Consider the following 15,452-nt stretch of genomic DNA (forward strand, 5'->3'; position numbering starts at 1 on the left):
TTCAGTCCTTTCCGATGGGGCGCGCGATGTGCTGACCACGCAGCCGATAAGTGGGGTAGGTGTAGGCGGGGAAGAGTTCCAGTTGCCCCGCTTTGAGTTCCAGCACATGGGACCGGATCACGCTGGTTTCGAATTCCACGCCCACCGGGTGTAATTCGTTGAGCACATTCATGATTCGCTCGTATTGGTCCCGCCGGATCACCACCGGTGTGCCGGACTGCTCCATATCGAGCAGGGCCTGATCGAGACCGATCCGAGCGGTGTAGGGCGGATTGCCGTCGACCCGTGCGCGGGCCCGAACCTGCACGGCGCCTGCGCTGGTCGCGGTGAGCTTCGCGAGTTCACCGGTGGACCCGTCGAGGTGGGCCTTCGCCTCGTCGGCCGTGCGCACCGACCATTCGAGGCGCCGGCCGCCGACGGGGGCCAGGGGCCACAGCGCGGTGATACGGAGGGCCGGGCCGGTCGTCAGCGTGGCGACCGCATCGATTCCCCCGCTGTGCGGCTCGCCACGAAGCACAGCGAAAACCGAAGCGCCCGAGCCGAGGATGGCGACGGGCGCACCCGGGGTCGCGACGAAGCCCTGCCGCTCCCCCGCCGCGTTTCTGCGCTCGACGCCCTTGTCGAACCACGAGCCGACGTACACGGCACCCGCGGACGCGTCCACGTGCAGCCGGGATGGGAAAAGATCCAGGTCGTCGAAGCTCCGGGTCACCGTCCCGTTCGCCGAATCGAGTATCAGCAGCGAACGATTGGCCGTCACGTAGACCCGGGTGCCGCTCACCGCCAGCGCCAGCGGGACGACGGGCAGTGCGGATGCCGCACCCCAAGTACCCCCCTCGACGGCGACGCTGCGCAGCGTCCCGTCCGTGCACGCGACCCACGCGGTCGTCCCGGACGGGTTGAGCGCCAAGAGCTTTCCGGTCGTCGCATCCGGGATGGCCAGTTGCTTGACGACCGCCAACGAGCTGGTGTCGACGATGACGACCTGCGCGGGCAGCAGTAGCACCAACCACGGCTTGCTCGGGTGCGCCACCATGGCGACCGGGGCCGCGGCGAGCGCCGGACCAACGGCCACGACCTTCGCGGTCGCCACGTCGACGGCGGTGACTGTGCGGTCGGTGCTGCTCGCGGTATACACCGTCCCGCCATTCGCGTTCGCGGCAATACCGACCGGCGACCCGGCTACCGGGACGGTGCCGAGCAACGCACCGGTTGCACTGTCCAGCAACGACACCGTAGCCCTGCCGCGGTTCACCGTGGCAAGCGCGGATCCCGCCCGAACCGCACCCACCGGGTTGCCGTGCTGCGGCATCGCGAACGACGCCGTGCTGCCCTCGTCCACCTCGGCCGGTCCGCCGATCTCGACGTGTTCACCTGCCCGATGCCTGACCCGCACCACCGTGCCGGTGTTCTCGACGTGGTCGAACCCGGCGCCGTGTGCCAGTACGCCCAAGGTGGCCAACGACAGCGGTGCCTCCGCCGTCGGGGCGAGGGCGAGCTCGCGGCCGACCCGGTCCAGACCGGTGCCGTTGGCGTTCCAGCCCTCGACCAACCGGACCCGTGGCGGCTCCGGCGGAAATACCCCGGCGAGCAGTCGTCCCAGGCAGTCCGCGACATTCGCCTGCATCCGGTTGATGCCGGGGGTTGCTACCTCGAGCGTCGGATTGTCGACGGTGACCAGGTATTCCGGCGAGTACGCCCCGTCGCCCGGCGTACCGGCAATCGACGCGTCGACGCCGGTCGAACCGTCCGCCCCGATCGTTTGCCCGGCCTCGAGCTGCACCGGCCCCATACTCAATTTGCGTGTCGCGGAATAGGTTTTGCCGCCGAGCCGGACCTCCACTTTCACGGTGACTTCGCCGGTATGCCGTCCGCGCAGTTCGATCCGCTTGCCGGTGACCGGCCCGAGCAGCTCAGCGCGTCCCGGCCCCGCCTGCAGCACGGACCAACGCAACAGGCTGTCGCCCGGCGGCGGCGGTGCGATGTCGAGCGGGATCGGGTTGTCGACCGGGATGTCCTTCCCGTACCAGTTCCCCGGCAGCGGACCGGTGATCTCGATCGACGAGGTATCGGCGATCGAGGCATAGACATCAGCACTGCCCGCACGGTGCTGCACCCAGGAGAAACCGGCCCGGTGAGCCAGGGCGGCGAGCCGGTCCGCCGGAATCCTGGGATGCCGCAGTACCACCGCGCGCCCGACGGCACGCAGGTCGGCGGCTTTCGGGTCGTACAGGGCGACACTCAGCCGGATGTCGGGCAGCACGTCGTCGGGTTGCACGAGCCGGACCAGTGCCTCCAGGTTCCGCCGCATGGGCTGGCGAATCCGGCGCTCGCCGCCGGTGAAGGCGGGCCGATCGTTGTCGTAGGCCACCAGCCACCGTGGATCGAACTGGTCGTCGGCGATCGTGCCGCAGATCTCGGATTCCGTTGTGCCCCTTTGTCCCCGCGCGTCGATCGTCTCGCCTGCCCGAAGGGCAACCGGCCGGATCGTGACGGTATGCGAGCCGACCGGCGACCGAACGAAGGCGTCCGACACGGTGATCGGGCGCGGGACCCCGTTGATCTCGACGACGATGTCGTTCAACGCGTTCCCGATGTTCGCCGGTGTCGGCAGGTTCCACCGCCGGAACAGTGCGAGGCGTTGCCGGTAGCTCTCGTCGTCCTCGCCGAGTACGGGCGCGAACGAGGTCAGCGCCCGCCGGGAGATCCGGACCTCATCGAGCGTGCCGTAGAAACCGCTGCTGAAGCCGCCGCCTGTGTTGTCGCTGAAACCGATCCGCAGCGGCGCGGAATTGGTCAGCGCCCCGATGGTGGTCGCCTGCGTGGCCGCGAGTTCACCGTTGACGAACAGCCGAGCCAGCCCGCGGTCGCGATCGAGGACCCCGGCGAGGTGATGGAACCTGTCGGTGTCGAGAGACACGTCGGCGAACAGCTCGGTCCGCATCGTCCCGTCCGACAACAGGAACCAGACATTGCGGTCGAGTCCGCGAAAGTGCCCGATGTGCAGGCCCCAGCCCGGCTTTGCCGGGTCGAGCATGTCGGTGTGCTTCGAGAGCACCGCCCCGCGCCATTCGCCGGGGGCGGGCCGGACGAAGCATTCGGCGGTAAAGCTGTCGGCGGCGGCCACGGCGAAGTCGGCGTGATCGGGGACGGTGATCTCGGATTGGCCGTACACGAAGCCCATGCCGGACCCGAACCGACCGTCCACACCGGGCGTGGCGTTGGTCCTGCTGCCTGGATGGCCCGCGCCGGTGTAGAGCGTCATCGCATCCACCACCGTCGGCGTCTCGACCTTGTCCTCGAGGTGATAGAGCGCGATCGTGTCCGGCGCGAAGCCGTAGGGCAGCGGCGGGAATCGCGGGATGCCGAGATCGGAGCCGATGAGATCGAGCGAGAGCCCGACGGCCGCGGCGACATTGCGCTGTCCGCGCACCCGATTCAGCTGCGCGGCAAGCACATCCCGTTCGCCGCCGAGCACCCACAGCAGCGCGGCGAGATCACCGAGCAATGCCGTGAACCGGAACACGCCCCGAACCCCGTGGGACGGCTCCCCCGGCGGCACCTCCACCGAAACGCTCTGCAGCACCGCGGTCGCGGCATCGGCGCCGAGCGGGACGAGCAGCGAGGTGCCCGCCGGGGTGCCGGCTGGAATGACAAAGGAGAGACTGGCATTCGATGATCCCGATGCCCGGTAGCGGACCGTCATCGTGACCTCGACGGGGATATCTTCCCGCGCTGTGACGAGGTACCGCACCCGGGGATCGGTGCCGAACCGCGCCCGGTGCTCCCCGAAATCGTAGGCAGCGAATCTGGTCTCGCGACTCTGTTCACCGGGGACGAAGGGCAGCGCGAGCCGATCGGCACCGGCGGCGAAAGGGGTGGTGAGGGTGCCCGCCATCCGGTCGAGCGCGGCTGGGTAGCTGATCATTGACCCACCACCTGCATGTCGATGAGCAAACTGTCCTGCCGGAATTGCGCGATCTCGGTGGGCCCGAGCGTCAGGTTCTCCCCGAACCCGACCTCGATGGGCTCGGCCTGGAACAGCTCCGCGCCGAAGGTGATTCGACCCAGCGTCGGCGGGAACCGCCGCAGGCGGAGGTCGCGGACATCCAGCACGCCCGGCTGATCGACCAGCACGCACATCACCTGGGAGAACACCACGTCACTGCCGAGTCGCAGCACACCGAGGTTGTTCGAGAGGCGATCGAGCAGGGCCGCGCGCAGGGACTTCGGATCCTGACCCGGCTCGATCACGACGGTCGCACGCAGTCCGACCTCGATGTGGTCGGCCTCGACGACGTTCGGGTAGATGCCGACCGGCCGTACCCGGTCGACCTCCGCCTTGACCTGTTCGTAGATGCCGGCGACCGGTCCGGTCGTCCGCCATGGCCGCGCGAACTCGTGCGCGACAACGACATCGAAGAAATAGGGTTCGCCGAACTTTCGTTCACCGCTGAAAGTGCGCTCGCCGAAATTGAATTGGTCGAAGAAGCTCTGCGTGACGTCGGTGCCACCGAGCGAGTCCGACAACAGCACATCGACCACACCGCGCACCCGGAGCGCGGCCGCGCGCACGCTCTGCAGCGTCCACATGTCGCGGGGAAAGCCGAGTTGCCTTGCCCGGTAGGCGGTGTCGTCCTCGGTGTCGGCGCCGCCCGCGAAGGGGCCCGGATTGGTCGCGGTAACGGTCACCGTCGTCGGGAAGTGCAGTTGCGTGCGCAGGTAGTCGGGGTCCACGCCGACGAGCTGCTCCGGTTCGATGTCGGCTCGGCCACCCGCCACGAAGGCGCGCGCACGCACCGTCGCGACGGGCGACTTCGCACTCAGTGTCACCGGTGCCGTGAGGTAGAAGGTGTTGGGTGTCGGCAGGTTGTCCAGCAGCACCGTGCCTTCCGGCAACAGGTAACTGCGGCCCGGCTCGGCGCCGACGATCTCCAACTGCGCGTCACCCTCGGCGAACAGATGGTTGCGCGCCAGCCCGATATCCTCGCCGAGCAGATTCAGATCGTCGCCGGACGCGGTGGAGGCGAACTGACCGTAGTAGACGTCCTCCAGCCGTTTCCAGAGCATGGCGTCTTCATCGGAGGTCGCCTGCAACAATTTGGTCAGCACACTGGTACTGGACAGGTCGATCTCGGGACCGAACACCTCGATCGCTCGCTGCTGGGCCGCTCGCAGGATCTCGGCAAGGCCCTTGAGCACGAATCCGTCTCCGGTCACCCCGAATTGCGTCATGCCGCCACCCCCAATCCTGTCGTCAATGTCGCGGCGGTGCCGTCACCGGCGATGATCGACACCTCGACGTTCCACTTCCGGTGGTGCGGATCGACCCGGGCATCGAGCACGTCGATATCGCGAATCTCGCGCACCCGCTGATCCGTGCTGATGGTGCGAACAAGGTTGAGCCGCACGAGATCCCGCATTTCATACGCCCCCGCCGCGCTGGTGAAGACGGCGCGGTAGTCGAATCCGTACCTGGTGTCGTAGCGATCACTGCCCAGTGGGGTCAGCACGCGCAATTGGAGCGCCTGCGCCAGGTTGGGCAGTCCGGAGACGAGCGCTATGGTGCCGTCCTCGAGCACGATGTCGCCGCGATCGAGCCGAATCCCGATACCGTGTCCAGTTGCCATGATCGTTCCTCCTACTTCGCATCGAGAATGGTCTGGGCCGCGTCGACCACCGTGAACTTGCCCGCGTTCGCTGCCGACGCGTCGGTCAACGCCGCCGCCGTGGCCAGCACCACCGGCTGCCCACCGACTTTCAGCACGGTCGACACGCCCGCGGTGAAAGGGAGCAGCTTCTTGCAGGGGCCGCCCGCCGGAGTGACCGTCGTGCAGGCGAACGTCGCGGCTGGAAAATCCGTCACCAGCAGCACCGGGTTGCCGTTCACGGTGAGCGCGGCGCTGGAGCGCACGATGAGCGGTGCGTGCGTGCAGGTGAGTTGTGAGTTCGTGACCAGCACTTTCGCCATCACCCCACCTCCACCGAGGTGGCCGCGAGCTTGATCGAGTCCGCGGTCATGGTGATCTCGCCGCCGCTGATGGCGATCGACGCCTTGCCGTTGCCGAACGTCAGATCTTTGCCTTCGGTGGTGATGTCCACCGAGCCGTCCTCGGCCACCGTGATCGTTGTGCCCTTGCCGTGCTTGATGGTCAGCGTCTGCGCCGTCGGCGGGGTCGGGCGCTCTCCGACCTCGGGCAGTACCTCCGTGCCCACCTCGATGGCGAGTCCGACGGACTGGACGACGCGGTGTCCCCCGGCGTCGGTGAGGTCGTTGGCGCCCTTGCCCTCGGGCCGCCCGTCCGATACCGCGGTCGGCAAGCACAGCCAGTAGTCACCGGCCTCGTTCTTGGGCGGAACGTGATTCGCGTGGCGCGACCACAGGAATCCCGCGGCGATCGCGTCGTTCACCGCCCCGCCGTTGTGCACCAGCAGCGATCGCATGCCCGGATAGACCGGAACCATCAATCCTGTTCGGTCCCAGGCGAATACCGATGCCAGCGGTTTGTCGTGCAGCATCAACCGGTTGTCCACCGGGTCGTCGACGCTCGATGCGGACGGTTGCTGCCCGTAGCGGAGCGTGGCCCGATGCCCGCCGTTGTCGCCCTCCCCGGTCTTGCGGTACCCGGCGATGTCACCCACGTCGACGTCGGGGTGTCCGGCGAGGACGCCGCGGGTCAGCGCGTGCAGGCCATCGATCACCGCGTGCGGCCCACTGACCGCCTCGGCGCGACCGGCCGAGCCGGCGTCGAGCACCGTTACCGCACAGGTGTATCCGCTGCGCAGGCTGAACAGGTGTTGCACCGATTCGACGCGCAGGTCGTGCGTCTCCAGACCATCCAGGGACACCCTGGCGCCGATCTGGAGGGCGGGATCGCCGAGCACCGTCAGCTCGTAACGGGTCGTCGTGCCCGGTGCCGCCCGCAGATCCGGTGATCCGCTGTCCCATCGGCGTCGGTCGACAATGTTGTCCGCGTTACGGAACACGGCGGGCGGCGCGGGGTCGCTGAGGGTGCCGAGCACCGCCTTTTCATTGCGCACTGCCAACGGCGCGCCCGCTTCGGCCGCCAACTGCCCCAGCGCGCTCAGCGCCGTGCCGTCCGCGATCGTGACATCCTTGTCCGTACCGGTGACCCCGTCGTGCAGGATCTGCACGGTGGTTTCCGCCGCCACGGCGGCGAGGATCTGGGCAAGGGTGGACTCGCCCGGCCTGTGGTACGAGAACCTTTGCCGCAGTAGGTGGTAGCCACCCAACTCCGTCCCCTTGAGGTGAGTCAGCAGACTTCCGTCGGCGGCGACCTCGGTGCGGATGTCGGTGACCGCGCCGCGCAGCACGGGCCGCAACTGGGTCGATGGCTGGTCGAAATAGCCGAGGCCGAGGTCGACGAGCAACGGATCCCCCGACCCGGCCCGGGACCGGGACTGTTCGGCGAGTCTCTCGGCTTCGTCCAGCGGCAGGTCCCACAGGGTGATCTCGAAGGTCGTCGCGTGGGGGCCGAGCGTCGCCTTCGTCCTGACGGCGGCATCGAGCAGCAGGTCCCCGTGCAACACGTCGTTGGACAGCCGCAGCAGTGGCGTCGGCGCGGCGGTGCCCGCGCGGAATTCGAGTTTGTACCAGATTATGAAGCCCATCGCAGCGCCACACCCCCTACCACCGACGAGTTGTGCGCACCGGACGCGTTGAGGTTGCGCGGGTGCACGGCCAACTCGGTGAAGAGCAGAGCCAGCTCCTGGGCGCGATACTCGTGGTGCGGAACAAGCTTGCGGCGAAACAGGATTCGGGTGCCCGTCGCCTCCTCGGTGGCGACCTCCAGCACCAGGAACGCGCCGGGTTGCGGCAGCGGCAGCGGCTCGTCGCGGTCGAGCAGTTCCTCGTCGGTCACGTTCACGTAGCACGACAAGACATAGGTGCGGCCGCCGAAGGACATGCGCACGGCCTGCGGAAATCCCTGATCGGCGTCGATCGGGAGTCGAAGATAGCGATACGGTGTCGGGTTCATGGCTTCCTCGCGATTCACAGCGGGATCGACGGGACGGTGGGCACGGACGCGGGCTCGGCCGGGCCCGCGAAAAGCGCGCTGCCCCCGGCCAGCGCCAAGTCGGCCAGCTCACCGAGCACGGCCGTCACGCTGCTCCTCGGCACATGGCTGAGGCTGATCGAGACGTCGATCGCGTCTCGCTTCTGCGCGCTCTGGGTGAACCGGAGGTCGGTGATCTGCATGTCCAGGCTGATCGTCAACCCACACACCACCGGGATACCGGTCACAGCAAGGGCTTTCGCGGTGGCCGCGACCAGGAGCCGGGACGTCAGCGCGAGCGCTTCCAGCTCCTTCTTCAGCAGCAACCGGTCCGGCCCCAGCAACATGGCCTCGATCGCGATGGTCTTGCGGGTCGGCGCGATCGCCTGCGAGAACGAACTATCCGCGACCCGCTGGATCTGGTATCCCTCGGTCATCGAGATGCTCTGCACGTAGAGCAACGGGACGGGGCCGATAAGTACTGGTTGCGCCGTCATCGCTGCGGCTCCTTCGTGATCATCTGTTCGGGTGCTTTCGCCGCGGCGTCAGCCGCCGAACCGACGGGTTCTTCGGCGGCCAGCCGATAGCTGAGCCGCGGCGCACCGGCCACCACCGCCGGATCGAGAGAGCCTTTGGCGACCAGATCGACCGCGGTCTCGATGTCGATCGGTATGCCTTCGATGTCGAGCGCGGCCTCGATGCTCATGAACCCACCCTTCGACGGATGCTCGATGGTGCTGCTGGCCAGCCGATTCCGGTACGCGGACATCACGACGAGCTGGTCGCTGCCCGCTTCGGTCAGCGATTTCGCACTGCGGAGGTGACCCGCTTCGGAAATCTCCGGATGTTCGAACCAATGCGCGGCGTCCCCGATCGTCGTCCGGAGATTTCCGTTCTCGTCCAACAGAACTCGCAGCGGGTGCGACGGGTTCTCGCGAAGGATTCTGGCCACCTCGCGACGGAAGGCTTCCTTGCTCGCGATGCGCCCGATCTTGCCGAGCGAGGACACCGGCACCATCGGGCGCGAGGTCGGCCGCACCGCCTTCTCGGCGGCTTCGGTGACCTTGGACAGGAAGTCGGCATCGTCGAAGTCCGCCAGATCACCTGCCGCGATCCGCTCCATCAGGTGGTGGTACTGCTGCGGCCCAAGCGTTTTGCGGGCTTCGGCGACCTTCTCGAGGAAGTGCTCATACCGTGCGGGGTAGGTACCGAACGCGCGCGCGGTCGGTGCCAGCGCGTGCCCGCCGGCGTCGATGACGAACTCCAGCGCACCCCGTGCGCGGGCCACTTGGTTGAACGCCGTCGGGCCGAGATCACGCAGTTGCTCGCCCGTGAGGCGGCCCGCAACCCGCAGCATCGCGGACATCTCCTGGCTCGGTATACCTTTCAGCAACGCACGCATCGCGTCGCCGGACCAGCCGGGCGCGGCGTCGACGAGACCCAGCATCCGGTGCGCGCCCGCCAGCACGTCCTCGGTCAGTCCGCTCGCCGGGCCGACCGCGTCCGCGACGACCTCGGCGACCCGCAGTCCGGCCGTCAGCCGCTTGCCCGCCGCCCTGGCTTCCGGGCTCGAGGCAAGGAACCGTGGCAGCGTTTCGGCCCGGCTCGGCGCGTTCGTCAGCAGCCGAAGGACGTCGTCGGAATACGACTCGGGCAACAGCCACATCAACCTGCCCACCTCGCCCGCGTCCGCCAGCTTCAGCGCGGTGGCCAGTGCCTCGAACAACCGGGCCCGCGCCGCGATCTTCTCGGCGACCGCGGCAGCCTTGGCCTCCGGCAGGCCGGTGACGAACGCGGCGAGGATCTCCAGCATCACCACCCGCGCTACCCGGCGCGCCAGTGCACTGGCGACAGCTCCCGTGCCCGCGAGCTGATCGATGTGCCGCAGACCGAGCATCGCCGTGCGCGCGGTTGTGCCCGCGCTCGCGAGCAGCGCGCGCAGCCGCGCCTGCGCCGCCGGGTCCGGCGGCAATGGCACGGCCGGGAATCCGGGGATCGGAATCGGCATTTCGCCGAGCGCCCGGGACGCCAGCACGTATAGCTCGAACAGTTTGGGCACGCCCGAGGCGAGTTCAACAGGCAGCAGGGGCAGCTCGCCGAGGCTTGCCACCGTGCCGCGCAGCCAGTCGTAGGCGGTGCCGACGAGTTCGGCGATGTCGATCATCGACATCGGGTGTTTCAGTTGGTGGACAACGATATCCAGTAGCTCCGCGGGCTCGAGCGGCGTGATCTGGAGATGTGCGCCGACCGCGATCAGCAACCGGAATGTGGGCTTGTCGAACTGGCTGAACAACTTCAGCAGCGTGCCGTCCGCGGCGAGCGGAGCCAGCAGTGCGTCCAATTCGGACTTGGACCGGCACGACGCCACCAGCTCGACCATCGCCGCATCGAGTTGATCGGTGTCCACACCGCTCACCGGCTGCTCCGCCAGCCGCATCAGGACAAGCAGATAGCGGCGACGATCATCGAGGGCCATCGCGGCGAACAGCGAACGGTCCAGTGCCGCAAGGACATGCGCGATGCCGAGGTCGTCGGCGTGTTCGGTGGTCAGCAGCTGCACCACCGCGCCGACGTCGGATTCGGCCAGCGATGCCGCATCGGCCGGGTCGGCCAGCCAGCGCTCGATATTCTCGCCGACCCACGCGGTCGGTGAGTCCGCGATGTTCGTGCGATACAGCCGAACGCCCTCGGCCGTCGAGATGATGAGGGGGTTGTTCTCCGGATCGGTGAGGAAGGTGGCGCCGCTGGCGGGGGCACTCGACACGGTTCCCACGTGGCCCGGCTCGCGGCTGACCGCGGGCGCGAAGCCGCCGAAGTCGTTGACGTGTAACGCCTTGACGAGCGGGCGGACCAGCAATCGTCCTTGCTCATGCGGCTTCGCCAGCACCGCGAAGCCGCGTGCACCGAACAGCCTGTTGCCCCAGTTGACCGCGCGCGCCGGGTTATCCGTCTCTACCTCGACATAGCCGCCTGCTTTGATCCACAGCGGCAAGTCTCGACCGAGGCTGAGCACCGGGCTCCGCGCGGTCGCACCGACGCGCAGGATGTCACCGAACACATGGAAAACGCGCTCCCGCAGGACCGTGCCACCGGCGGCGGTCGCTGCCGGATCGACTGTCGGATGCTCGTACTCGAACTCCCGCACCGCTCGGCGAATCCCGCGCCGAATCGCCTCCGCCACCCTGTGCGGGTCGTCGAGCGCCAGCGAACCGGTGAAGGTGACCGGAATCGACTCGGGCTTCCGCGAATCGGGGCTCATCGTGGCGGCTCCCGGTATTGCGGCGCGTCGAACAGCCGGACGTTGTCCGCACCCAGGTGCTTGATCGCCTTGTCCAGCACCTCTTTCGGCGTATCGCTGGTGAAGTAGGCGATGGCACCGACTCGTCGTTGCGCCGCGGCGAGTTTCAGATCCGCGATGCGCTGGATCGTGAGCGACATCTTGGCGCCGCTCTTTCCCGGCCCGCCGACGAGGATCAGCTCGCCTTGCGGACCGATCACATCGACATCCACGGCCCCGGACTCACCATTGGCGCGCCGGAACCGCAGTTTCAGATCCTCCAGCGTGCCGCCTTCGCTTACGCGTCCGCTTCTGGCCAGTCGACCGCCGGTGAGCCGGGCCACCGCGAACTCGCGTTGGAAACCGACATTGCTTCGGACTTCGCCGGGCGGTGCCGGTACCAGACCCGTGAACGGTGCGGCCGTGTCCTTGCTCGCGCCGGTGCGGGGTAGGTAGGTCCGCGCAGGCCCATCTGCCGCGCCCGCGCGCGGCACGACCAGATCCGCCGACGCGCTGCCCCGCTTGGCCCCGCCGAGGGCGTAGAGCAGCCCCCAGATCAGCTCCTCGGCCTGTTGCCGGACGGCGGCTTGCTGCCGGGCTCGCAGATCCCGAGCGATGCTGTTCGCCTCCCGCTCGGTCTTGCGCCGCGCCAGAATCCAGCCGGTACCGGTGCCGTCGTCGATCGCCCAATCCCGGACCGGGGTCCCAGCCGGGGCGAATCCGGTGGCGGTGAAGATCCGGTCGACTTCCGCGATATCTTCGGCGGTCATGCCTGTGTCGAGCAGCTCGGACTTGCCGATCCGGTAATCGACGGAGCCTGCTTCGTCGCGCACGGCCCGATAGAGGCTCGTGATCGCCTCGGCCACGGCGAGATAGGTCGCTGGATCCGTCTCCGATCGCGACGCCACTCCCCGGAGCAGATCGGCGAGCGGCTGCCACCGATACCGGGGGTTCAGGATGGTCGACGGCCCTTCCGCGCGCAGCTTCGCCTCGGTGTCGGCGGCGTGCAGCCAGTCCGCCTGTGCCCGCAGGTGGGCCAGCTCGGCCTCGGTGGCGGGACGCGAAGTCAGGCGGGACGCTCGCAGCCGCTGACCGATGCCCCTGGCCACCGACTCGGTCACCTTGTCCAGATCCGCGGCCGTGGGGGTGCCGACGATCCGTACTTTGACCGCGAACCGGTCGGTCGTCGGCACAGTGTGTTGCGGCCGCGCATGCGGTGGCGGCGTCTCCGTCGGCATGGCTGTCCTCCTTTCAGCCGCGCCCGCGCAGCGTGGTGTGCAACTGGTCGAAGACGTACTCGGCGACCTGGCGCAGCTGCTCTTCGCGCAACTCGCCGACCACCTCCACTTCCACCGGGAAGTGGTAGGCGGGTTCGCTTGGCTGGTCCGCGGTTTCGGCGGGCCAGGACGGTTCCGGGTGCATCGCCTACTCGATTCCCGGTTGCAGGCACATGCAGGTGAACGTCGCCTGCGGCACGCCGTCGATCACGACATTGCTCGGGTTGGCGGAGGTGATGATGCACCTGCCGAACTTGAGCGCCTTGAAAGACCAGTCGGTGCCGGTCTTTTCGGCGACGGCGATCTCGAATTCCTTGCCGGTCACGGCAAGTTGGGTCAACTCGGCGACGACGGCAGCGAACGCCTGCACCGTCATGGTGAAGGTGAAGGTCTGCGGTTGGCGGACATAGCCGAGGTTGTCGGCTTCGACGCTGTGCACCACCGTGTGTGGCACGTTGAAGGTAGGGGTGAACTGGGAGATCGGGCTGATCACCGTGCTGCCCAGTCGAACTTCGAGTCGGGTATTCCAGTTGGCCATTGCTCTGTCCTCGGATTCGTGGGATCGGCCGCTAGTTGAACTTGAGGTTGATGTGGATGCGGTGCATCGCTCCCGCGTACTCGACACTGGCGAGCACCTGGGCGACCCGGCTGGTGTAGGCGTCGTGGATCGCCTGCACCTGGGTGTCGGTGAGGGTCGCCGGATCCGCGTCGAGCAAGTTGAGGATCGGAATGGTGAGCCGGTAGCTCTCCAGTACTCCGCCCGCGACCAGCGGGTTGAGCACGGCCTCCATCGTGACGATCAGTGCCCGCAACCCGGAGCGGCTGATCCGCAGATTGCCGATCGCGCCGATCAGCCGGGCCTTGAGCCGGAAGGTGACGTCGTCGATCGTGCGCTGCACGTCGATGTACTTCTTCTTGTTCGGGTTGCCGGTGTAGCCCTCGCCGAGGTAGGTGCCCTTGCCCGGAATGAGGGCCGGAGAGGTCAGCCACACGACACCCTTACCGGCAATCGGCGCGGGCACCGGTGGCGGCGCCTCCGGGTTGCCCTCGTCTTCGGTGCCGTTGATCGTGTCGATCTGGGCGTTGGTGAACGGAATATTGTTGATGGCAACCTGTTTGAGCACCATCGAGGTATGCGGCGGATATCCGGCGATGGTGCCCGCCACCGCGCTCGCCGCGTCCTCGTCGCTCTGATGTGCCACATAGACCATCCGGTCGTCGACCAAAGTTCCGGCGACCAAGGTCGTTTCGGCTACGCCCTTCGTCAGCATCGCGACGCCCATCCGCTCTTTCCCGTCACCGGTCCGGGACACCGCGTTGACGTGCTCGCGCAGCGCGGCGATGGCACCGCCGGGCTTGGCCGTGTCGGTGGTCAGCGGTGTCTGCGCGATCACCACGAACTGGACGTCCAGCGTCTCGGCGGCAGTGAGGGACTGCGCGATGGCCGTGCCCTGCTTGATGCCCCAAAGCCTGCTCGGGCTGGGGTTCTGGGTCATGGCGGTGATGAGCGACTTGGTCAGGGCGGACGGCGGGCCATTGGGCGCGCTGAACTTTTCGGTCGCCTCGGCGAGCGTGCTCACCTCGACCGCGACATTCGGCGCGCTCGCAGTCGCGTCACCGATCACAACCATGTTCCCGGTCGGCCGGACGACAGGCGAGAAATTGTCGAGTACGGGGTACACCCGGACGTAATGGAGTGGCATACGGATCTCCTCCTGAATGGGAGCGAATTGAATAGGTGGCGCGGCCGCGTCACGGTTCGTGGTAGAGGGCCTGCAATTTCGCCCGGAACGCCTCGATTTCCGCGCGCGACATGGTTACTCGGGAATCTTCGGGGGCCGCTGGTGTCTGTTCGGCGTCTTCCTTTTCCGCCGCCTCCGCCCGGGTTTGCTTCTGTGCCATGCTTACTCCTTTGTGTTTGCCCCACCGACGGCTCAGCCGAAAACAGCGAGAATGCGCTGGCGGCCGAAGAATGCGACGATCTGCTCCTTGGTGAATCCGCTGCCCGGCACCGCCGTCTCCGGAAAGACCACCAGCGGCGCGATAGCCGAGGTGACTTCGGCGAAATCCCGGTCGGTGCGCTCCGCTACGACGGGACCGTGCGCGGCCGACAACTCACGCACATCGCGTAGCGCGCCGGTGAGATCGAGGCTGTCGCGGATCAGGATGCCGACCCGCAACGACAGCCGTCTGGTGTTCGCCGGATCGGCGGGGTCGAATGCGGGTACCGGCTTCAGTTTCACCTCGGTGCGCAGGTAGCGGAACGCCCGTCGCAGGTCGTCGACCGTCGCCAGCCGGTGCTCCAGCATGAAGGCGTCCAGATCGAGGTAGCGGAACTTCGCTCGGAATTCGTCCAGCGTGGCGAAGTCGTCGATCTCCTCGGTGCGCAACGATTCCAGTTCGCCGGGATCGATCTCGAGCACAACCGTCGCGGACAGTTCGGCGGCGACATCGATCCATCGCGGTGCGGCGCCGTCGTTGCCCGAGATGTCGATATCTGTCCGGATATGCGCCGGCATGGTCTGCGTCCAATTGCCGGTCCTGCGGACGATCGGAAACAACGGCTGCGCGCAGTCGACGGCGACCACATCCACCGCCGTCACGTCGTGAATCGCGGCGAAAGGCAGTTGGTACACCGCGGAAAGCAACGTCCGGATTCTGGTACGCCCGGTATCGCCCGATGGAAAGACAATGTCATGCACACCCGCCTCGTCCGCGAGACGAAGCAGAATACTGTCGATCTGAGCACCCATGTGTACACCTCCCATTTCCCGAGGGCATCGCCGAAACAATCGCCGCTCGTGCACACATCGGCGCTGAGACCAATCGGTGTCGATTCGACGAGAGCCATCGTGCGTTCAGCGGGTACGGGAGGTAAGC

The 15,452-nt window shown here is 67.4% G+C and carries 14 protein-coding genes; all 14 read right to left on the reverse strand.

Annotated features, from left to right (window positions below; genetic code table 11):
- Position 1 precedes the first annotated feature (1 nt).
- Genes ACFK0J_RS21245 through ACFK0J_RS21310 form a run of 14 tightly spaced genes read right to left on the reverse strand, consistent with a single transcriptional unit; the run spans position 2 to position 15,325 of the window.
- Complete coding sequence (locus ACFK0J_RS21245; RefSeq protein WP_378729855.1) at positions 2-3,928, reverse strand: LamG-like jellyroll fold domain-containing protein; 3,927 nt, start codon at positions 3,926-3,928, stop codon at positions 2-4.
- Positions 3,925-5,235, reverse strand: a complete 1,311-nt coding sequence (locus ACFK0J_RS21250; RefSeq protein WP_378729857.1) for a baseplate J/gp47 family protein — start codon at positions 5,233-5,235, stop codon at positions 3,925-3,927. The genes ACFK0J_RS21245 and ACFK0J_RS21250 overlap by 4 nt, the downstream gene beginning before the upstream one ends.
- The gene (locus tag ACFK0J_RS21255) at positions 5,232-5,630 is read right to left on the reverse strand and encodes a hypothetical protein (RefSeq protein WP_378729859.1); all 399 of its coding nucleotides are present in this window, start codon (positions 5,628-5,630) and stop codon (positions 5,232-5,234) included. The genes ACFK0J_RS21250 and ACFK0J_RS21255 overlap by 4 nt, the downstream gene beginning before the upstream one ends.
- Positions 5,631-5,641: 11 nt before the next feature.
- The gene (locus ACFK0J_RS21260; RefSeq protein WP_378729861.1) at positions 5,642-5,971 is read right to left on the reverse strand and encodes a hypothetical protein; all 330 of its coding nucleotides are present in this window, start codon (positions 5,969-5,971) and stop codon (positions 5,642-5,644) included.
- Positions 5,971-7,632 (reverse strand): hypothetical protein, encoded by a 1,662-nt coding sequence (locus ACFK0J_RS21265; protein ID WP_378729863.1) that lies wholly within the window; start codon positions 7,630-7,632, stop codon positions 5,971-5,973. Before ACFK0J_RS21265 ends, ACFK0J_RS21260 begins: the two co-directional genes overlap by 1 nt.
- Positions 7,620-8,000 carry a hypothetical protein gene (locus ACFK0J_RS21270; RefSeq protein ID WP_378729865.1) on the reverse strand — a complete coding sequence of 127 codons (381 nt, stop codon included), beginning with the start codon at positions 7,998-8,000 and terminating at the stop codon, positions 7,620-7,622. Before ACFK0J_RS21270 ends, ACFK0J_RS21265 begins: the two co-directional genes overlap by 13 nt.
- A gap of 14 nt (positions 8,001-8,014) precedes the next feature.
- Positions 8,015-8,515, reverse strand: a complete 501-nt coding sequence (locus ACFK0J_RS21275; protein WP_378729867.1) for a hypothetical protein — start codon at positions 8,513-8,515, stop codon at positions 8,015-8,017.
- Entirely contained in the window at positions 8,512-11,277 is a 2,766-nt protein-coding gene (locus ACFK0J_RS21280) for a polymorphic toxin type 5 domain-containing protein (RefSeq protein WP_378729869.1), read from the reverse strand. Before ACFK0J_RS21280 ends, ACFK0J_RS21275 begins: the two co-directional genes overlap by 4 nt.
- Positions 11,274-12,533 (reverse strand): hypothetical protein, encoded by a 1,260-nt coding sequence (locus ACFK0J_RS21285; protein WP_378729871.1) that lies wholly within the window; start codon positions 12,531-12,533, stop codon positions 11,274-11,276. Before ACFK0J_RS21285 ends, ACFK0J_RS21280 begins: the two co-directional genes overlap by 4 nt.
- 13 nt (positions 12,534-12,546) lie before the next feature.
- Positions 12,547-12,717: a hypothetical protein gene (locus ACFK0J_RS21290; protein WP_378729873.1), complete on the reverse strand. Its 171-nt coding sequence runs from the start codon at positions 12,715-12,717 to the stop codon at positions 12,547-12,549.
- 3 nt (positions 12,718-12,720) lie between these two features.
- Positions 12,721-13,110: a hypothetical protein gene (locus ACFK0J_RS21295; RefSeq protein WP_218469168.1), complete on the reverse strand. Its 390-nt coding sequence runs from the start codon at positions 13,108-13,110 to the stop codon at positions 12,721-12,723.
- Between the two features lie 31 nt (positions 13,111-13,141).
- A complete protein-coding gene (locus tag ACFK0J_RS21300; protein WP_378729875.1) occupies positions 13,142-14,275 on the reverse strand; it encodes a hypothetical protein in 1,134 nt (377 codons plus the stop codon).
- A gap of 49 nt (positions 14,276-14,324) precedes the next feature.
- Positions 14,325-14,474, reverse strand: a complete 150-nt coding sequence (locus ACFK0J_RS21305) for a hypothetical protein (protein WP_378729877.1) — start codon at positions 14,472-14,474, stop codon at positions 14,325-14,327.
- A 32-nt stretch (positions 14,475-14,506) separates the two neighbouring features.
- The gene (locus ACFK0J_RS21310; protein WP_378729879.1) at positions 14,507-15,325 is read right to left on the reverse strand and encodes a hypothetical protein; all 819 of its coding nucleotides are present in this window, start codon (positions 15,323-15,325) and stop codon (positions 14,507-14,509) included.
- Positions 15,326-15,452 lie beyond the last annotated feature (127 nt).

The organism is Nocardia brasiliensis (assembly GCF_042691675.1).
Classification (GTDB): Bacteria; Actinomycetota; Actinomycetes; order Mycobacteriales; family Mycobacteriaceae; genus Nocardia; species Nocardia brasiliensis_D.

Excerpts from the sequence above, each read along its gene's own strand:
- ACFK0J_RS21270 (WP_378729865.1), bottom strand. The coding sequence starts at position 8,000 with ATGAACCCGACACCGTATCGCTATCTTCGACTCCCGATCGACGCCGAT.
- ACFK0J_RS21265 (WP_378729863.1), bottom strand. The coding sequence starts at position 7,632 with ATGGGCTTCATAATCTGGTACAAACTCGAATTCCGCGCGGGCACCGCC.
- ACFK0J_RS21260 (WP_378729861.1), bottom strand. The coding sequence starts at position 5,971 with ATGGCGAAAGTGCTGGTCACGAACTCACAACTCACCTGCACGCACGCA.
- ACFK0J_RS21275 (WP_378729867.1), bottom strand. The coding sequence starts at position 8,515 with ATGACGGCGCAACCAGTACTTATCGGCCCCGTCCCGTTGCTCTACGTG.
- ACFK0J_RS21250 (WP_378729857.1), bottom strand. The coding sequence starts at position 5,235 with ATGACGCAATTCGGGGTGACCGGAGACGGATTCGTGCTCAAGGGCCTT.
- ACFK0J_RS21280 (WP_378729869.1), bottom strand. The coding sequence starts at position 11,277 with ATGAGCCCCGATTCGCGGAAGCCCGAGTCGATTCCGGTCACCTTCACC.
- ACFK0J_RS21245 (WP_378729855.1), bottom strand. The coding sequence starts at position 3,928 with ATGATCAGCTACCCAGCCGCGCTCGACCGGATGGCGGGCACCCTCACC.
- ACFK0J_RS21295 (WP_218469168.1), bottom strand. The coding sequence starts at position 13,110 with ATGGCCAACTGGAATACCCGACTCGAAGTTCGACTGGGCAGCACGGTG.
- ACFK0J_RS21310 (WP_378729879.1), bottom strand. The coding sequence starts at position 15,325 with ATGGGTGCTCAGATCGACAGTATTCTGCTTCGTCTCGCGGACGAGGCG.
- ACFK0J_RS21285 (WP_378729871.1), bottom strand. The coding sequence starts at position 12,533 with ATGCCGACGGAGACGCCGCCACCGCATGCGCGGCCGCAACACACTGTG.
- ACFK0J_RS21255 (WP_378729859.1), bottom strand. The coding sequence starts at position 5,630 with ATGGCAACTGGACACGGTATCGGGATTCGGCTCGATCGCGGCGACATC.
- ACFK0J_RS21290 (WP_378729873.1), bottom strand. The coding sequence starts at position 12,717 with ATGCACCCGGAACCGTCCTGGCCCGCCGAAACCGCGGACCAGCCAAGC.
- ACFK0J_RS21300 (WP_378729875.1), bottom strand. The coding sequence starts at position 14,275 with ATGCCACTCCATTACGTCCGGGTGTACCCCGTACTCGACAATTTCTCG.
- ACFK0J_RS21305 (WP_378729877.1), bottom strand. The coding sequence starts at position 14,474 with ATGGCACAGAAGCAAACCCGGGCGGAGGCGGCGGAAAAGGAAGACGCC.